The organism is Endozoicomonas ascidiicola, assembly GCF_001646945.1.
Lineage (GTDB): Bacteria > Pseudomonadota > Gammaproteobacteria > Pseudomonadales > Endozoicomonadaceae > Endozoicomonas > Endozoicomonas ascidiicola.
The window spans coordinates 679223-699222 of the sequence record NZ_LUTV01000002.1 but is presented as its reverse complement, the minus strand read 5'-3'; the positions used below and the strand labels follow the sequence as shown (position 1 = coordinate 699222).

12 protein-coding genes and 1 pseudogene are annotated in these 20000 nt (G+C 47.0%); 2 read left to right on the top strand and 11 right to left on the bottom strand.

The window, feature by feature from the left end:
* Positions 1 to 397 precede the first annotated feature (397 nt).
* From AKL11_RS06915 to AKL11_RS06865, 11 genes and pseudogenes are all read right to left on the bottom strand, one after another.
* Positions 398 to 1294, bottom strand: coding sequence for a ParB/RepB/Spo0J family partition protein (locus AKL11_RS06915; RefSeq protein ID WP_067515860.1), 897 nt, complete (start codon positions 1292 to 1294; stop codon positions 398 to 400).
* Positions 1295 to 1297: 3 nt separating this feature from the next.
* Positions 1298 to 2107: a ParA family protein gene (locus AKL11_RS06910; RefSeq protein ID WP_067516014.1), complete on the bottom strand. Its 810-nt coding sequence runs from the start codon at positions 2105 to 2107 to the stop codon at positions 1298 to 1300.
* A gap of 15 nt (positions 2108 to 2122) precedes the next feature.
* Entirely contained in the window at positions 2123 to 2797 is a 675-nt protein-coding gene (gene rsmG, locus AKL11_RS06905) for a 16S rRNA (guanine(527)-N(7))-methyltransferase RsmG (RefSeq protein ID WP_067515859.1), read from the bottom strand.
* 402 nt (positions 2798 to 3199) lie between these two features.
* Positions 3200 to 11164 carry a transglutaminase domain-containing protein gene (locus AKL11_RS06900; RefSeq protein WP_067515858.1) on the bottom strand — a complete coding sequence of 2655 codons (7965 nt, stop codon included), beginning with the start codon at positions 11162 to 11164 and terminating at the stop codon, positions 3200 to 3202.
* A gap of 111 nt (positions 11165 to 11275) precedes the next feature.
* A complete protein-coding gene (locus AKL11_RS06895) occupies positions 11276 to 11698 on the bottom strand; it encodes a YiiX/YebB-like N1pC/P60 family cysteine hydrolase (RefSeq protein ID WP_067515857.1) in 423 nt (140 codons plus the stop codon).
* 25 nt (positions 11699 to 11723) lie between these two features.
* Entirely contained in the window at positions 11724 to 12551 is an 828-nt protein-coding gene (gene aroE / locus AKL11_RS06890) for a shikimate dehydrogenase (RefSeq protein ID WP_067515856.1), read from the bottom strand.
* Positions 12552 to 12554: 3 nt separating this feature from the next.
* Complete coding sequence (gene hemF / locus AKL11_RS06885; protein ID WP_067515855.1) at positions 12555 to 13472, bottom strand: oxygen-dependent coproporphyrinogen oxidase; 918 nt, start codon at positions 13470 to 13472, stop codon at positions 12555 to 12557.
* 28 nt (positions 13473 to 13500) lie between these two features.
* Complete coding sequence (gene tsaC, locus AKL11_RS06880; RefSeq protein WP_067515854.1) at positions 13501 to 14055, bottom strand: L-threonylcarbamoyladenylate synthase type 1 TsaC; 555 nt, start codon at positions 14053 to 14055, stop codon at positions 13501 to 13503.
* 278 nt (positions 14056 to 14333) lie between these two features.
* A pseudogene (locus AKL11_RS06875) lies at positions 14334 to 15689 on the bottom strand (IS1182 family transposase); the annotation flags it as partial.
* A 330-nt stretch (positions 15690 to 16019) separates the two neighbouring features.
* Positions 16020 to 17156 (bottom strand): DNA-processing protein DprA, encoded by a 1137-nt coding sequence (dprA, locus tag AKL11_RS06870; protein ID WP_067515852.1) that lies wholly within the window; start codon positions 17154 to 17156, stop codon positions 16020 to 16022.
* A 94-nt stretch (positions 17157 to 17250) separates the two neighbouring features.
* Complete coding sequence (locus tag AKL11_RS06865; RefSeq protein WP_067515851.1) at positions 17251 to 18288, bottom strand: LysM peptidoglycan-binding domain-containing protein; 1038 nt, start codon at positions 18286 to 18288, stop codon at positions 17251 to 17253.
* A 351-nt stretch (positions 18289 to 18639) separates the two neighbouring features.
* Between AKL11_RS06865 and AKL11_RS06860 the strand changes: the two genes are divergently transcribed.
* Positions 18640 to 19626, top strand: coding sequence for an ABC transporter substrate-binding protein (locus AKL11_RS06860; protein ID WP_157673448.1), 987 nt, complete (start codon positions 18640 to 18642; stop codon positions 19624 to 19626).
* Positions 19623 to 19886: an ABC transporter substrate-binding protein gene (locus AKL11_RS06855; RefSeq protein ID WP_067515849.1), complete on the top strand. Its 264-nt coding sequence runs from the start codon at positions 19623 to 19625 to the stop codon at positions 19884 to 19886. The genes AKL11_RS06860 and AKL11_RS06855 overlap by 4 nt, the downstream gene beginning before the upstream one ends.
* Positions 19887 to 20000: the final 114 nt, after the last annotated feature.

The following is a 20000-nucleotide window of genomic DNA, read 5'->3' as shown; positions in this document are numbered from 1 at the left end:
GATCAGCGAGGCCGCTATCATACCGAAGCGGCTTTCGTTGTCAAGCGATCGTTTTCAGATGCTTTTCAACTCGCTGACGTTGTCGTTCAGACCGTGTCAGCGGAGGCGCATATTACAGCACCTCGTTGATTTGTCAATCGGTTGTTTTCATCGTTTGATTCAAGCACCCGTTTTCAAATCACTCTTCCTGCCAGAGATGAAAAATCATCTTCTGTCGCTAGGCTTCTCGTTGAAGATCGTCCGTGGAAGAGATGTGTATGATAGAGTTTTTTTGACTTTAATCAATAAGCAGAAGGGATATTACGTAAATGCACTTATAAATAGCAGCTAATTCGATGGAGAACGAAATATAGCCTCCATCACCATTAATGAAAGCTATATAAAGGAAGAGTGATCGTTATTGGATATGCTCAAGAACACCATCAAGCTCATCGAGGGTGTTATAGGAGATCACCAACTTCCCTTTGCCTTTCGCATTGCACTGAATAGCGACACGGGCACCCACCTTTTCAGACAGTTCGTCTTCCAACTGTTTGATATTAGGATCCAGTCGCTTAACAACTTTACTACCTTTCTCTTTTTCCTGCTGAATTCTGCGAACCAGGGATTCAGTCTGTCGAACAGATAATCCTTTAGCGGCAACTATCCTGGCTATTTCCAGCTGATCCATTTCTCCTAACGGCAACAGAGCACGGGCATGCCCCATTTCCAGGTCACCATACTCCAGCATTTTCTTAACTTCGGTATTCAACGACATGAGACGTAGAATGTTGGCTACCGCAGCTCTGGACTTTCCAACCGCCTGAGCCACTTCTTGCTGGGTAAGCTCAAACTCTTTCTGAAGCCTAGAAAGCGCGATGGCTTCCTCTATAGGATTAAGATCTTCACGCTGAATGTTTTCGATAAGCGACATGGCTATGGCCGCTTCATCAGGTACATCACGAATTAAAGCAGGGACCTCTGACAAGCCAGCCAGTTGTGCGGCTCTCCAGCGACGCTCTCCGGCAATAATTTCATATCGGTTTTGACCAACCGGGCGCACCACAATGGGCTGCATAATGCCCTGCTCTTTAATGCTTTCTGCCAACTCTTCAAGAGCATCAGAGTGCATGTCTCGGCGGGGCTGGTACTTTCCTCGAATAAGGAATTCAACCGGGAGTTCTTTCATTACGCCATCTAATGACTCTTTGTCCTGGGATTGTGACGGGCCAGATAAGTCATTAGATAATGATGCTGGCAACTTTGCGCTACCGAGCAATGCATTCAAGTTAGTACCGAGACGTTGTTTTGCCATCTGTTAATGTGTTCCTGTTTTCCTTTCAGACTTGGCATGAAGGTTTTTAATGTCGTGCTTACGAACCAGTTCACCGGCCAGCGCCAGATAGGCGACAGCTCCACGGGAGTTTCTGTCGTATGCCAACACTGGCTTTCCATGGCTTGGTGCTTCCGCCAGTCGGATATTCCGAGGAATGACGGTTCGATAGACCTGTTCACCAAAGTGGCTGACGAGTTGTCTCGATACTTCGTTGGTCAGCGACATTCGTGGGTCATACATGGTTCGTAGCAGACCTTCGATATGCAAGTCTGGATTAATGGTTTCCCTGATACCGGCAATAGTTTCCATCAGGGCAGTCAAGCCTTCCAACGCATAGTATTCACACTGCATAGGGATGATAACCCCACGGGCAGCGACCATGGCGTTGATGGTTAACATATTCAGAGAAGGTGGACAGTCGATCATAATAAAATCGTACTGACTCGCTACACGGTGTAGAGCATCTTTCAGTCGTGATTCTTTATGATCAAGGGTCATCAACTCAACTTCTGCGGCGGTCAGGTCAGCGTTGGCACCCAGCACATCGTAACCTGCATCAGCGGATGGTGTGATCGCCTGTGTGATATCACAGCGGCCAGTCAGCACATGATAGACCGACCATTCCTGATCGTGCTTATCAATACCACTGCCCATGGTGGCATTACCCTGGGGATCCATATCCACCAGCAACACCCGCTGCTTATTTGCAGCAAGGGATGCCGAGAGATTAACGCAGGATGTGGTTTTGCCAACACCACCTTTCTGATTGGTTACCGCTAGAATTTTAGCCACAGCCGTTAATACCATTTAATGACGATTAGTCAGGATGACCAGATGACGATCGCCTTCTGTGCCCGGTACATTCAGGGGCTCGCAGCCGACTAGTTCAATTTCGTGACGATCCATCAGTTCTTTCAACTCTTCTTCAGGATATAGCCCTTTCATGGCCAGATAAACACCTGAAGTCGATAATAAGTGTTTCGTGCCGTCCACCATATTAACTAATGAGCTGAATGCCCGCGAGGTTATTGCATCAAAAGGCTGTGGTGCTTCAAAGTTTTCTACACGACTGTTGGCGACTGTCAGGTTATCCAGCTTCAGGTCATTTTTCGCCTGTTGCATGAATCGGGTTTTCTTGCCGTTGCTGTCCAATGTCGTGAATTTTTTCTCTGGATAGATGATGGCAAGCACAATTCCCGGCAAGCCGGGGCCGGAGCCAACATCCAGAATATAATCACCCACAATATGTGGAACAATGCTCAGACTATCGAGAATATGCCGGAACACCATCTCTTTTGGATCACGAATGGCCGTCAGGTTGTAGGCTTTGTTCCACTTATCCAGCAGCAAAACATAGTGAGTCAGTAGATCTGCTTTGGCTTCAGTCAAATCGATACCAAAGGATGTTGCACCTTGACAGATATCGTTTCGTAGCTGAACGCTAAGTGGATGATCAAGAAGCGGGAAGGTGTCAGTGCTCATGTTGCCCTTATGCAGGTTTCAAATGGGTAGTTTGCTGTCTGCGGGGCAGACGGTTAGAAGTCAGTATATGCAGTGATAAAAGCAGGTACTTTATTTTATGGCATTTTTCAGTACTTAACGATGGTTATTACACCAGCTCCAGAATGTTTAAGGCATGACTTCCTTAATCGTGCTGTATTTTATAAAGGCCTTCTACACTTTGTGGTGACAGTTTATAGACCGACTTATCAGCCGTTAACAGCTAAGTACCCAACCATATGAAATCATATTTTCTGACTCATTAATCAGTCCCTCTGACTGCGTTGCAACTCTGGTCACATAGCTCGCTATGCACACGCCGTTGCGCCTTGCAGAGAACCTGATCAACAAGCCAGAAATATTCGATTCCATATGGCCGGGTACTTATTCAACCATCGCAGCTTTCATCACCTGAACAAACTCCTCATACATCATCAGAATATCATGATTGTTTAATACTACAGCAGACGGTTCCTGAAAATTATCCCGAATCTGTTGTTTAGAATACTTCATCACATCAACAAATTTAACGGTATATTTATACTCATTCTGACCATCAAGAATGCCGTAGGGCAGCTTTATACCATTATCCTGTTCGATGCAGCCTTGATAGTCATTAAACAACCAACGCCAAGTAGTATTTCTACAATCTTTTTGTGTCTGACAAAGCCAGGTGATGAACAAATCGAGGTTAAATGCTTTTTCACCAAGAACTTTTCTATTAATAAAATCAGGGTAATTGGTTGCTGTGCTGCCACTGCGATCAGCCCGAACAAAACCTTTACAGTAGGCTTTACATAATTCATCACGGCCTTTGTTATCCCAATCAGAATGAATATAGTAAGGCAGCTCGCTATTCAACGTCCTCATTTGAAGATGATCAATATGACACATATTAAATATGACGGGTTTATATGATTTATGAACCGATTCATTGACAAACGCTGGCAACCCTTTGGCCAATCGCTCTGGCGTCAACCGGGAATTGCTTTCGGGGGCATGAGTGTATTTACGGTCAATGCGATTGCTGCCTATTTTTGCACTTAGATACTGACTTCGGGGCAACGTTGACGCAAAGGAAGTCAGCAATGCTTCTTTCTCAGTTATCACATCCAGAGGTTTGATTCTATCAAATGACGGATAGGGCATTTTATCCAGCAGTCGATTAACACGCTCTTTATAAGCTACAAAATCGGGGCTTCCTGACAATTTCTGAAAATCACTGATAAATATCTGGCTCAACTGAATATTCTCTTCGCACAAACCTAAAAACCAATCGATATAGTTATCTTGTAAAGATGATGACTCCAAATCAAGGTTTATGTGATCAAACGGCTTTGGTAGACAATGACTTTTTAAATTATCTTGTTTTTCGGCTCTGAAAAAATGTTCTTGGATTCTTCTTATGATAGTTGGGGAATAAGCATATTCTTCTAAAACTAGTGGTGAATGCAGCAGCGCTCGTTTAATAATCGACACCCACTCATTATCCCCATGAATATATCGATAAGCCGGAAATGACAATAATACTGACCAGCGACTACCTAAGGAAGCTTTGGGATCTCCCTCATCCATTCGGTTTAATTCAGCTTGCATCCTTATTTTCAGCTCTGTCAACAGCCCCGAATCAACAGTATCTTGCTCAAGTTCTTTCTTAAAACGGTCAATATGTATGGAAAAATAATCACTCCAATCAATTGTAGAGTGAAGCTTTTCAAAGTCTTCTTTGAATGACTTTGACGATGGTTGAACACTATTTTTTCCAGATGGGTGATCATAGACTTCAGAATCAGCTTCTCTCTTGTTGTTACTGCTTGAAGATACTTCTGTTCCCGTCGTTTCTGACCCTCTTTCCAGACCTTGACCGAAAGGATCGTAGTTTCTCTTTTTGCGCTCATTTGGCGCTGCCAGCTTTGAAAAACCAGAGCTATTGTAATCCGTCCAATCTGGCTCTGAGACAACAGACTCCGAACTGCCTCCTCCGCCCACTTGATACTGGCGCCAGGATTGACCACCATCAGAACTTATCTCAACAAAAGTATGGGAGACATTATTAACGGTTCGTGCCGGTACCCCCCAGTAATGACATAGCATTTGAAACACCATGGCTTTATGACTGCAAACACCCTGCTTTTCTCGAAGGATATTCAATAACAATACTCTACCATTACCCGACACATTGGCATTATCAGAAAAGCTATCAAGCCAGTCCATAAGCCTCTGTAATCGTTCAGAAGTATCGTCAACATTATTAATCCAACGTAGTTGATCAAATGCCTCTACATCATCATTCTGGCTAAAGATGTGTTCATCAAACAACGCTTTTAACGCCGGCGAACAAAGATCATCCTGTAAATCAATAAAGTCATTACGCTCTAATTGCTCGTAATAGCTCTGCTGGGGAGCAACAATGAAGTCAACATCGGTATCCATAGTTTCACTGGCTACTGAGCGAATCAGTAATTGGCCCGTTGACCCGCTTCGGCCAAGCTCAATGATTACATCCGGCTTGGTCCGTATACCTCGTAGGTCATCCACTGGCGTCAGCGAAGGCAGTGGTTGCCAGTCACCGGTTAGATTCAACGCAATTTTACCAGGAAGTTCATCTACCTTCAGGTCTGCCCGCCAGGGAAGTTCTGTTACAGAAGGTAATGCTTCCACCTCACTATCCACCCAGGTGATGGGGTACGACTTCAATAGTCCATCTGAATCCAGATGCGTTTCGGATAATGTAAGTCTGTATTGTCGTGCGTCATAAGGATACATTGGAAAATAGCGATCCACCTCGTAGTAGATTGTTTTTGTTATATCAACGAACAAAAGCGTTCGAGGGCGTAACGCCGCACGCTTAGCTGACCTAGGCGATTTACGAACATGAATACTGCCTGTAGATGATGATTTTGGAGGTCGCCCAGCGAGGGTTTTAAATGCTGGCTTATCGCGTTCTGCCTGTTTACTGGCTGGGTTACTTGTTAAGGACCCTTTGGTTTTCTGGTACTCTGGCCACTCAGGCTGAATATCCTCTGAAAAGTAGTGCGACCTTTCTACCGGGTAATAGTGCCACTTTTCCCCCAAATCAGGACTCACCTCAACAAAGCCATTTCTCTCGTTGTCAACAATGCGGGATGGAATACCCCAGAAATCGCATAACAAATGGAAAACCGCCAGCTTATCTGAACCAGAACCCTGTTTCGTACCAAGCACCCGTGATAACAAGTCTTCGCCATTCTCTGATACTCTCTTTTTTGTTTCAGAGAATGATTCCAGCCAACGCCTCAGGGCTTCTAAGCGCTTCGGGATATTGGAAATATTATGAATATCGTTTAACTCCTGAAACGCCATTTCACCATTAATAGGATTCACAACGTTTTTTTCCAGGAACTGATTGATTGTCGAAGACCCTAGACCGCTCTGTAATTCAACCGGGATATTATCATCAAGCTGACTAAAATAGTCCGCGTCCGGTGCGACAATAAAATCAACCACTGCATTTACCGGAGCTCCATTCCTATCAGCCAGTGCAATCATCAGCTGCCCGGTCTTATCACTGCGCTTGACGTCAATATCGGTCTCCGGTGTCACCTGAATCGCCTGCAAGGAATCCATGGCCGACAGTGATGGCAATGGATGCCACTGATTACTGAGGGTTAATGAGATTTGCCCGGGCACTTCCTCATTGTACAAATCTTCTCGCCATGCCAGCTGGCTTAACTCAGGTGAAATATCTTGCAAGCCTCCATACTCCCATGAAATGGGATATTGCATTAACTGTCCGTCGTTGTACCTAATCGCTGAAAGTCCGAGCCGGTATCGATCAGGCTTAAAACCCTGTCCTTGAAAATAAATGGTGGCCTGAGCATTCCGGTGAGGATTCGCCTCCTTTTCACCGACGACCGATGACGCTTTGTTATTCAATGGGTTCTTTCTGGCTCCCTTCTCTTTTTCATCGCTGCTAAAGTATTGTGCTAAAAATTGCGGGTAAATACTCTCTCCGGTCACTTCACGGGTCACCATCATGTAATTCTTACGAAGCTCAACCTCATTACCAAACTTCACGGTAATGGGTTCTTTCAGGCCCTCTGCCTGATTAACAAGGCGTTCCTGGGTAAGGCGCCACTGCTCTGTTTTCTGCTGTTGATCCAGGGTAGAACGTAAATTTTCATCAACATTAAGGGGGCTCTCCAGTGACCGGTGCGCCAGGGAAAGATGCTCAATAAAGCCATCCTGCCATTGGTTGGCAGGTTGAGCAGCAAGGTAACGGGTACAGCCGAATAAATCATCCAGTGCCGGTTGAATAGGGCTTCCCTGCTCCCTTAAGGCTAATGACAATTGATAAAAGCGATCTGTCAGCCATTCCGATAAACCTTCTGGCACCTCTTTTTGTCTGGAGATCAAACCTTCAAGGTCTGATCTGGATAAATGTTCCAGCTTAATCTGGGTACAGCGACTCTTCAAAGCCGGGCTCAGGGATTCACGACCATCAAAAGAACCGGGGTTTATCGTTCCGAATAATCGAAACCCCGGTGCGGCATAGCCCGTCAGAACATCATTAAACAATCCTTCCAGATAGTGACTGGGTATCAGGTTAAGTTCGCTGATTGCCAGAATGTGGCCTCGAGTCATGGCCTCACGAACCTTCTCAACCAGCTTGGGCCATTGATGGAGATTGGCATTGATATGCACCATTGGGCGGTTCGCTGACTGTTCTTGTTGCCACTGCTGAATAGTTCGGTCCAGAATAAAATCTTTACCCCAGCCTGCCGGGCCTTCTACCAGGACAGAAACACGACCATAATCGTCTTTTTCCAGACTCTGCCAATAGTTATAAACCAACTTACGTATAGGTTCTGTGCCAAAGTCCCCCTCAGGGTAGTTCTTCTGAAGCATCTCCATGAACGCTGAAAACGCCCTGTTCACGCCATTAAGAATGGAGGTATCTTCAGGGAACTGCCCCTGATACCAGTGATTCAACGACTCCAGCTGCTGACGCTGTGAACCGGTCACGGCACCACTGAGGCTATCCATAAAGGCTTTATGGATCAGTGCATTGATTTGTTCTTCAGAGATATCTTGTGCATCCAGTATCACCGGTCCTTGCTGGTAACGAAGTAACTGGCGAACAGAAGCCAGCGTATCTTTTATATCTCTGGGTGTCATCAAATCACCCGGCACCAGCTCCCTGAACTGATTAAACAGGGTAAGCAGTCGTTCGCTGGCCTGCTGCTTCTGCTTATCACTCCAGTTCGCTGGTAATCCCGGACGTATGATCGATTCGGCCAGCACCGCCTCCGACAGCGGGTGGTAGAACAGTGTTGGAATCCTGGTTTTCAAAACATCATCCAGATGCCGACCTTCGTAGTGATCAGGGTTGCCGGTCAAAACAATACGATGCCGTTCGGTCAGTGGGTATTGACGCCCCTGGTAGTCAATCACCGGAGGTCGGCCAGTGAGTCCTGCCAGTGGCGATAACAGTCCATCCGGAGCCAGATTAGCTTCATCCAGCAATAATAACGGTGGATTTTCCGACATTGCCCATTTCAGAATGGGGCCTTCCTGAAACTCTGTACTGTGGTCGTTAACTTGGTTGATAACTCGCTGCCCACCAAAGATCTCATCCGACGTTACGTTTGGGCTTAACTGTAATACCTGACAGTCTGGATAACCGGCCCGGCTGGCAATGGCTTTTGCCATAAAGGTTTTTCCGGCACCCGCCTCGCCCTGTATAAATACGATGTCCTTTATCCGTCGAGCCAGCTGTGCTATACGCCTTTCCTGACGGGCTTTACTGTGGCGCTGTCCTGTCATCAATGCATCAGGCAGATCCTGATAACCGTCAGGTAATTTCCCATCTGAAAAAAAGGCACCAAACGTCTTACTCAGCTCAAGTCGTTTTTCAGCCTCAGGCACTGACGCTTTCAGAATGACTGATACCTGGTGTTCCAATAACGTAACAGCGTCGTTGATGACGGTACCCGGTGCTAATTGATGACGATTGGCAATCAACAGATCCCGAATATTAGAAACCACATTGCCATCATAAAATGACTGCCCGACAACCTTCCTGAAAGGGACCTTAAACTGCTTTGCCAGCTCTTGCTGCTGTGAGATGGGTGCCGCGCCAATCAAAACAGTGGCCAATTGCTTGATCGCATTATCATCAATGGTGTGCAATTCATTGATCGCCTCATGAACATGGGAAGGACAATGGCGGGCCAATTGCCAGAAGCTGTCTTTTACAGTCTCAACCGTCGGTTTTGGGTTGGCTGCAAACCACTGTCGCAGGGCTGCATGATCTGCTCGCATTTCCGCTGGTTGATCTGGAAAGTACTGTGCTGCCTTGGCTTTGATAAAGCTGTAAACTTTGTCATCACCCCGATAAGCCTTGGCCACCAAGCTATTCAGAGCCCTTCGCTGATGGGCAGGCTTAACCACCGCATCGCCATCCAGCTTACGCTCTTCCTCCGACTTTTTATCAAGTTGCTCCTGAAACGAGGCTGGTGTCCAGGGTGGACGGGATGGATATCGGCGCTGCAGAGAGCTGGGAAGCTCCTGAAGTAAACGATAGAACGGATTGCCTGACTTTGCAGCAACGGACGCATTGGATAAAAACACCTGATTAAACAATCGAGAGCCGGTTTCAAGACCATCTTCAGGTTTAACCAACGTCACCCTTGCTTTGGGCAATGGGATTTTTTGGCCATGAAGGAACAAATAGGGGTCTGGCAACAACAGTGTTTCCAGCATGGCTGCAAGCTCAGGCTTTCTTTCCAGCCCGTCAAGCACTACCGGGGTTCCTTTGAGCAGGCAGTCCATTAACGGGCTGGTTATTACGGAAAAAGTGAAATCCTGTTTACTGATTAATTTCAACTGTTGCAGGGATTCCAGTGAATCGCTGGTGGTGAATGAATAATGGAATGCCTGGTCTGAATTCGAATCTGTTTTCAACTCACTGCGGTCTATTACCTGGCAATGACTGGACTCAGTCGTCAGTTGAGTCGGTGGAATGTCATTAAAAAGGGCTGGACGAGTCGACTCAGGCAATGCTTCCAACTGACCGAATAGCCATAGCCAGTCTTCTTTGCTGAGAACAGAGGTCACCACCAACTGCCCAGCCCCACCCATCAGGTCGGATAAAGCGTTCGCTTGAACAACTGAAGTACCTTCCACTTTGACAGAATGTTTCAGCGATTTAACCATCGCCGAATTCAAACATACTGACGTTTTTTCTACCGAGAACATCTCTGCTTTTTCAATGGCAGACTTTTTAAGCTGGCCAAGCTGTTCGTCGGAAACGGCTTCCCGACTCAGTGTCAAACCCTCGGGTAAAGAAACCCATTGTCGATCGACATAAAATCCTCCCGCGCGCAAAGCATCCGTAATCGCTGACTTAAAAGCCTTATCTTCCCATGGTGCATTTTGCAGGGTCAGATGTGTACTCGCTGTCAAGTTAGCCAATTTACCTGATGAGAAATACAATTGCCCCCGTGCGTCCAGAGTAATACCGCCAAACAGCGCATGTTGCCAATCGGGTTCTGCCGCAAAGTCGATGACTGTAGAGTAACCACTTTCACCATGCCCCATCTGTTCCAGTTGATCCAGCAAATCGTCATCTGAGCAGGATGAAGACGGTTCAGCGACGGTATCGCTCACCTCTTTCATTTGACCAAGTCGCCGCCACAAATCAGGGTTGGCGGCCTGTCGCCCCTTCAGCATGTCATCATTGACAAGAAATAATCGATGAATGCTGTCACCCAGAGGTAACCCATTACAGGTTGGGTTAGCCTGCATAATATCATTGAACCCGGCAATATCACCGGGCGTCATGGCAGTCAGATCAAAAATTAGGGTTAGCGGTTTGTCTTGATATATCCGACCCTGAGCATTTTTCAGCTGGCCATTTTCCAGCCAAACCGTCTGCATCAGGTCTGATGTCTCAAGATCTTCTGGTGATCGAATACAAATAACGGACTCAGGAGGTAACTTTTGGTATTGCTGGTCAATAACCTGCTGCTTCGACAGGTCATTATTAGTAAAGAAATAGCTGCTAGGACTTTGGTTGACCTTAGTGGCCGAAAGTGAATGTTCTTTAAACGCTTCATCTGCGCTCAACTCTGAATGATGATGCGTAATCTTCCCGGAATATTTGTCCAAAATGGACTGTTCACCCTGCTGTAGAGGGTGTGAAGAGTCGCTTTCAACCTTACGTTCAATACTTGCTTCATTGACTTTATAGCCAAACGCAATTCGAAACCCAATAACTGCCTTCTCTGCCAGGGAGTAATCATCACCAGAGATTACTTCTCGATATTCATTTCGAAAGTGGTTATATCTCTCAAAAAGATTAGGCATTTTGAACTCGTCTTGTGGAAACTCTCAAGATAAGTTCGGCCATTTCTGATTCTGCTTCACAAAAAGCAGTTTTATTAGAAAACGAGAAGTCAGATAAATCAAAATAAGAAATTACTGGTGCCGTAAAAAAGCACAAGATATAGCCTTTGATTCATCGGGAGTGGCTGGCTCTACTTGGTAATGCGAATCATAAGGCAGCTCAAGCTGTTGCTCTGCATACTCCAAGACTGATGGAATCAGTTCGGAATGCTCCGGCAAAACACGGCAAACCAATACACAAGGCCTGCCATGATTATCTTTAACTGAGTTATCAAGAAACTCATTCAGTGTCGTTTTTTTCACATGAGGCATTACTGCCTCAATTACCGCTTCATCACCATCATAAAGGGCAGCATGATTAATGGCATAGCCATCCCGACCAGCAAAAATACGGCTTATTGCCCATTCAGCCTCACCACCGAAACGGAACTGGAACAGCAGGTCCCCCGGCAACAGATCTTCAGAAATAATGGGGGTTGGTTGTTGTTTGTCCATATCCTCACCATTACTCTATCGAGTATTAACTCAGATCCGCTCGAAGCAAATCCAACATAAGATTCGTTGCCGGGCGAACACCCCGCCAGATAGCAAATTGATCTGCGGCTTGCTCAACCAGCATCCCCAAACCATCAATGGTTTTACCGGCACCTTGCTCACGACACCAGCGATTGAATACGGTTTCTTCAGCGCCATACATCATGTCATAGCAACAGGTGGATGGTGTGATGACATGGGCAGGTATTGGGGGTAAGTCGCCTTGCAGGCTGGCGGAAGTACCGTTAATGATTAAGTCAAAGTAGCCTTCCATCTCTCCAAAACTGCTAGCAGACAATGGCGAACCGGGAAAAAGTTCAACAAGGTTTTCAGCCTTACTTAACGTGCGGTTAGCAATAACAATTTCTGAAGGTTGCTCAGACAGCAAAGGTTCAAGGATTCCTCGAACAGCGCCACCTGCACCGAGCACAAGCACCCGGGCATTTTTAATCTCAATACCATTATTGTTTTTCAGGTCTGCCACCAGCCCCAGACCATCGGTATTGTCACCATTAATGTGGCCATTTTCATCTTGCCAAAGCGTATTAACGGCGCCCGCCTTTTCCGCACGGGAGGTTTTCTTTACTGCCAGCTGCCAGGCCTCTTCTTTAAAGGGCACAGTAACACTTAAGCCGAGATCACCATTTTCAAAGAACGCCTCCACCGCTTCCCGAAAGCCATTTATTTCAACAAGCATTGCGGTATAACGAAGATTCTGATTGGTCTGATCAGCAAACAGTGTATGAATGACTGGTGATTTACTGTGGGCAATCGGATTACCCATAACGGCATAACTGTCTACTGGGCCGGCCATGATTTATTCCTCTTTTATCCAATCTTTTGGTTTTAAGAATTCTTCGTACAATCGTGCCTCTTCTGATCCGGACTCTGGGCTCCAATTGTATTCCCAACGCACATGGGGAGGCAGCGACATCAGTATAGACTCAGTTCGGCCACCGGACTGCAAGCCAAACAATGTGCCCCGATCATGCACCAGATTGAATTCTACATAGCGACCACGACGGTATTCCTGAAAGTGTTTATGTTTCTCGGTATAAGGTAGCTCTTTACGGCGCTGAACAATGGGTAAGTAAGCATCAACAAAACTACTGCCAATCGCTTGCATAAAACCAAAACAGTCATCAAAAGGCCATTCGTTCAGGTCATCAAAGAATAGACCGCCAATGCCTCTTGGTTCGTTGCGGTGCTTCAGAAAGAAATAATCATCACACCACTTTTTATACTTGGGATACACCTCTTCACCAAATGGTTCGCAGGCTTTCAGTGCTGTTTGGTGCCAATGCTGGCAATCTTCTTCAAAGCCATAATAAGGCGTTAGATCGTAACCACCGCCAAACCACCAGATAGGTGCTTCGCCTTCTTTGTGGGCGATCAGCATTCTCACGTTGGCGTGAGAGGTTGGCACAAAAGGGTTGGTTGGATGGATTACCAGTGAAACTCCCATAGCCTCAAAGCTGCGTCCAGCCAGTTGTGGCCGATGAGCAGTAGAACTCGCGGGTAAGTTTTCACCTTTGACATAGGAGAAGTTAACGCCGGCTTTCTCGAAGACTTCGCCGCCTTCCAGTACTCTGGCTTTTCCGCCACCGCCGCCATGATAGCTCCATTCGTCTTCACGAAAGGCACCATTAGTTTCTTCCGCTTCAAGCGCCGTACATATTTGGTTTTGCAGCCCCATCAGGTATTGCTTTACAAGTTCTACTGAAGGTTCAGACATCTTGGGACACGCCTTATCATTATTGATTTCAACCTGCTCGCACCAGCTTGCCGGTGCGCAGATCCTGTATGGTCGAAGGTGTTTTCTGATCGCCGGTTTCGCCGGTTACGATGCCTTGCAATAAATGGCCAAACTCGGCTTCTACTTCTGCCTGTATCAGTAATGGGTCATTACCAGCAAGGTTGGCAGAGGTGGAAACAATGGGCATTCCGGTCGCATCACATAAAGATTTGACGACCGGATGGGCACTGACTCGAACAGCCACAGTATCAAACTGGCCTCGAATCCACTCTGGCGTCCATCCGTCCGGGTCGGGTATTAACCAAGTATAAGGGCCGGGCCATGTTTCATTGAGTCGGGATTTTTCTTCAGGCGAGAGTGGGTTTAGCAACGGTGTAAACTGTTCCAGAGAACTGCCAATAAGGATCACTCCTTTTTCAACAGGTCGCTGCTTTAGTTCGAGAATTCGGTAGACCGCTTCACGGTTCCACGGGTTACAACCCAACCCCCAAACCGCTTCGGTAGGATAAGCAATGACGCCCCCGCTTTTCACCACTTCAGCAGCCTGATTAACATCCATCATCCAACAACCTTCCACAACTCTCAAAGAACCCGGTTATTTAATGCTGCAAGTCTAACAAGAGACGCTTTTGAGAAACAGAGAAGGCTAGGAGGCTGTCGGACTTGAAAGTAAAAACCGGAGATGGGCCGCAATAAAGTCAAAAATCACAGAATCCAGTCTGGAAGTGCTGTTTATGTCGTCAGTCTCTTTTGCCCAAATATCCAAATGCATGCGACAAATAACCTGTAAGCTGAAATAAACTGCATAAAAATGATACTTTCCTGAAGATCTTTCAGCATCAGCGTAAACATCCGCTTCAGGTTAAAACCCATGCACAGAAGATCCCATTCAGCAGACACTGCTTCAAGACCACGGACCAGAAATTGACGGTATCCCATCACTTCCTTCTGTATCCCAAACGTTGGCTCAATGGTGCTTTTTCTCAATGCATACACCGCCCGTCCTTCCCTGGTTTGCAATCGCCAACGCATCAACTCCAGTGCGGTAACATCATCGCCTGCGGGCATCGGCTCATCGGGCTTAAAGCGCTCCAGTAAAGGTTTGTTATGGGCATCCTTCTTTTCTGCAATGTAAGGGATAGCTCCAAACTTATCCACAGCAGACACATTGCCCTGACTGAAGTAGCTCGTGTCGGCAAGAATCGCGCTGGGCTTGCCAATCTGCTCTGCACGAGAGGCCAGTTCTTCGAGGGCAGGCGCTACCTGTTGTTTGTCATTGGTCGCCTGAGTAATATGATTTTCAACAATAAGACCACTGTCGTTATCTACTGCGGCCTGCGCATTATAAGCCTGTACAAAACCGTTAGCAGACGTTGGCATTATGCGAGACTCCGGATCTGTCAGGTTGACTTGATCTTTGTCCCTGGGACCCGGCGTTGGGGCTTTCGGTTCTTTGCCCCGTGGCTTTTTTTCCGTATCTCTGATCGCATCACGACGGGCAACTTTTTCCTGATATTCTGCCAGTTCTTGCTGATAGCGCTCTTCAGCTCGTCTCTCAATTTCTGCCTTGGCATCGGCAATCACCTTGAGGCGATCTTCCCTGCGTTTCAGCTCATCAGGAATGGATAATTCGTCTGGCAATTTTTCAGTATCTGCTTTTTCAGCCATCTTGAGGAGCTCTTCAACTTCGGCCTTGAGCTGCTTTTCGAGCCTGCATGCGTGCTTGTAACTGAGCGCCTTGTGTTTGCTGGCATTGGCCTTCATCTTGGTTCCATCGAGGCTGATGGTTCCCAGCTTCAACCATTCTGCCTGTTGCGCAATCAACAATATCTGAACAAAAAGTTCACTGATTTCTTTACGGAAGCGCTGGCGAAAGGTGTTGATACTGTCGTGATCCGGATGCTCGTTGGCGCAGATATATCGAAAGGCGATGGAGTCATAAGTTGCTTTCTCCAGTTTGCGACTGGAGAAGACACCTGTTGCATATCCATAGAACAATAACGACAGCATGAGGGATGGATGCCAGGCTTTAGAACCCCTTCCTTTATAGGCGCTGATCAAAGGTGTGAGGTCTAGCTGCTCAACCACCTCTACAACAAAGCGAGCAAGATGCACCTCTGGCAGATAATCCTGAACAGTGGCAGGAAAAAAGTCAGGGATGTCTCGGTCAATGGGTCTGAAAGTCCATTTGTTCATTGGCTGGCTGTCTTTTACGATCTTGCGGGTATTATACTCAAAAGTTGTTCTAAGTCCGACAGGCTCCTAGGGTCTGCTGACGTTTCGTTGCGAGGCTCAGTGACTCAGAAAAATGTCACCCGCGCGAAAGGCTTGCGAAGTGCGTAACATTCTACGCCAAGCAAGCCTGACAAAGCGGAGGGCATTTTTCTGAGTCACCCGAAGGGCGGATCAGGGCGCTCCTATGTCGTCGTTCCAGCGCCTTGAAAGGCAATTAGCATTCCTGCGGCACTGCGCCTAGCCATAGATGCGCCCTGATCCGCTGAGCACACAACGAAACGTCAACAGACCCTAACCCAGTCGGATAAAACCACCGGGCGTGGATTCAATCACACCATCCAGCTCCATTTCGGTGAGAAGCACAGAAAGCTCCGTATAGGGGATTCCGGAAACGGCACAGATTTGATCCACACTGACCACGTCAAAGCCCATGGCTTCTATAATTTTTAACCGAAGTGGGTCGGTTTCCTGATGATGGTTCGAAGCAACATGATCAAATTCACGGATTGCCCCACGCAGCTGAGGCGCCAGCTCCATCAAAATATCATCTGGGTGTTCCACCAACACAGCGCCCTCCCGTATCAACTTATGACACCCTTTACTCAATGGGTTGAGAACAGATCCGGGAACAGCAAACACCTCCCGCCCTTGTTCGGCCGCCATTCTTGCTGAGATCAAAGAACCACTTTCCAGCGCCGCTTCTACCACTAAAACGCCCAGAGACAGGCCGGAAAGAATTCTATTACGCCGGGGAAAATTACCGGCAAAAGGTTTTGTGCCTAAAGGGTACTCGCTCACTAACGCGCCTTGAACGGCAATGGCCTGATAAATATCTCGGTGCCGTGCCGGGTAGATCTGATCAACGCCTGTGCCCAGAACAGCGACAGTACCACCGTAACAACTGAGCGCACCTTGATGCGCAGCGGCATCAATGCCCATTGCCATGCCACTGGTGATCACCAATCCGCTTCTTGCTATTTGCTCACTGAATTCCTGGGCAACCCTGCGACCATTTGGCGTTGGTCGTCGACTGCCAACCACCCCCAGTTGTGGCTCTCGTAACAAACTGCAGTTCCCGATGACATAAAGCACAACCGGTGGATCGGGAAGTTCCTTTAGCGCCTCAGGATAACCGGATGATTCTGGCGTTAGTATTGAGTGTGCCTCACTGGCATTTATCCATGCTTCAGTGCTTTCCAGCTGTTTTTTAATGTCGGCTCGTAGAATGGAGTGAGCCAATTTTCTGGAAATCACGGAGCATAGATGAGCTTCCGTCGCGGAGAATATCTTTTCAGGATGACCAAATTGTTCGACTAATTTGGAGACTTTTATTGGCCCAAGGCCGGGAATAAGGGAGAGCTTTAGCCAGGGAAGAATCTGAGGCCAGTTTTTCTGGCTCGATTGTGGAAGCGTTTGAACTGATATCATCGATTTCTCTTTCGGTCCGTGTGGCTTTTATTTGTTAGTGAAAGCCACACTTCCCGGGGGCATCCTGCCCGAAAACCGAATCTATGGTTTCAGATTATGGCTGTGGGCTTTTGAGGATATAGCCAACTTCAAGATCCTCTTCTGCCATCAGCACAATACCATAGCTCATTTTTTCAAAAGGGCGATAAACCATGACATAACCCACGCGCTCCAGCGGTAAAGATACTTTCTCGCCAGAGAATGGATCCAACACTTTTTCATCCGGACGGTAAATGGCGAATACATCACCTTGTTCCAGCTCTTCACGTCCACCTTTGTTGATGATGATCGTGTCATGCTTGGAGATCTTCTTTGAACCGTTCAGGTTAGCAGTCACCGTGGCTTCAACTGGCACTTCAGGGGACTTTGGAAAGAAGGTCGTCACCAGGCCACTGGATTCCTGATTAACCAGACGATCACCATTGCGCATCTCCTGCTTGCTGCTTTGAATGATGATAGAAGCTACGTCACCTTGAACCTGATGCAAGTTGGCAGTGCCAATATCAAGACCAACAATACCCAGCAACTCTCCGGTTTGCGGATCTTCGATCATATCGCCACGGCGGACAGCACTTAATCGTGAGACGTCATCCGCAGTAAAGTCACCTCTGGCGTACACTTTGTCACCCGTGGCGGCAGTCGTCTTAGAATCTTCGCCGTAAAATACATAAGGTGACTGTTCAAACTCTTCTTCACTGGCAAATACATAGCCACCTTTCAAATAGCTCTTGATAGCACCGAGAGGAATCGCTGGAATGGCGGACTCACCGGGCAACACTCGCACCTTTGGACTAAGCTTGATGGTTCGTCCGGTATCGCCACGGCTTGAAATCATCAAACGAGGCTTACCATCAACATAAACCAGGCTGATCACATCCCCGGGGAATATCAGGTGAGGGTTCTGGATTTGCGGATTGGCATGCCAAATTTCAGGCCATAACCATGGGCTTTCCAGGAACGTTGTTGATATATCCCACAGGGTATCGCCTGATGCTACCGTGTACTTGGTGGGGGAATCGTCTTTTATTGGGCCACTTGCCATACCCAGTGTAGACATGACTAGCAGGACGCCAGCCAGAACAATACGTTTCATTGTGATCCGATCCCTTGAATGATTTATTGCAAACATTGCGAACAGTGTATCAATCGCCTCTGGTTCTGGGCAATCAGCTCTAACAGGTTCTCGGCTTTTATTGTTAATTCTCAAGATAAAGTCACAGTTACTTAAGTACCCGATCATATGAAATCGAATATTTCTGGCTTAGTGGTTGGTTACTATGCAAGGCACATCGGAGCGAGCATAGCCTTAGCTATGTGATCGTAGATGTAACGCCGCAGAGTGGCTAACCAATGAGCCAGAAAATATGATTTCATATGGTTGGGTACTTAACCCCCAACACGTACGATAACCATGCCTTAGACCCTGTTTTTTTGAGTGCATACAGTGAAACACTTTGAGCGACTTCTTACCTATACCTTAATCCTGCTGTTCGGTTTTATACCAGACATCCACGCAATGACTCAAAAGACACATAAATCCCATGGCTTAAGCCGCTTTGATGATCTGAAATACCCTGCAGACTTTTCTCATGTAGAGTATGTAAACCCTGATGCTCCAAAAGGTGGACACCTCAAAATTGCTGCCGTTGGTATACTGGATACTCTGAACCCTTATACTCCAACCGGAACCCCCATCCTCGAAGCCCGACCTATCAATTACTTCTTCCTGGGTTTCCTTGGTCTGAATGAACCCCTAATGGCTGGCACCGGAAATTACAGCGTTGCCGCCGATGAGCCTAAATCCGCCTACGGTCTTATTGCTGAATCGGTAGAGCATCCAGACAACAGCCAATGGATCACTTTCAATTTAAGAAAAGATGCCCGATTCCACGATGGTCACCCAATTACTGCCGCAGACGTGGTTTTCTCCTATCACTTTCTGAAGACAAAAGGCTCCGTTCGCTATCAAATGCAACTGAGCCTGATCGATCGAGTAGAAATCATCAATGACAACAGCGTACGCTTTTATTTCAAGTCGTCAGGCAATAGAGAGCAACTATTCAGCGCAGCTGAATTACCGGTTCTGCCTGAACACTACTGGTCTGACGCATCCATTAAGAAGGCTAAACTCGATCCACCGCTAGGCAGTGGCCCATACAAAATAACCAAAGTCGTCCCGGGGACATCTATTACCTTCTCAAGAGTTCAGGATTACTGGGGAAAAGACCTGCCGATCAACCGAGGAAAATATAATTTCGATCAGATAACGCTCTACTTTTATCAGGATGTCACCGTTGCCTTTGAAGCGTTTAAGGCCGGCACTGTTGATATGCACTTTGAGCGCGTCGCCAAACGCTGGGCCGATGCTTACGACTTCCCAGATGTTATCAATGGCCGTGTGCTCAGGTTGAAATACCCAGCAAATCAATGACCATCACACCGGTATGCGTTTTAAATACACGACACCCTCCACTCGACAACCTTCAGGTTCGTAAGGCACTTGCGTATTTAATGGACTTTGAATGGAGCAATCGCACCCTTTTTGATCATGCCTATATTCGCTCTGCCAGTTACTTTCCATATTCGGCATACGCCGCTGAAGGGCTGCCCTCTGAGGAAGAGATTGCCGTTCTCAGCCCCTATAAAAACGCACTGCCAGAGGGTGCTCAGCCTGATCAATGTCCTGCCTGAAGGTTATGAGTAATTACGCGATGTTCGACTTTTAAACTGACCTGAAAAAGGCATGACTGACCTACTTTTCTGCTATTAAAAACAGTGGATACAAAGGAGGAAACCAGCCATGCC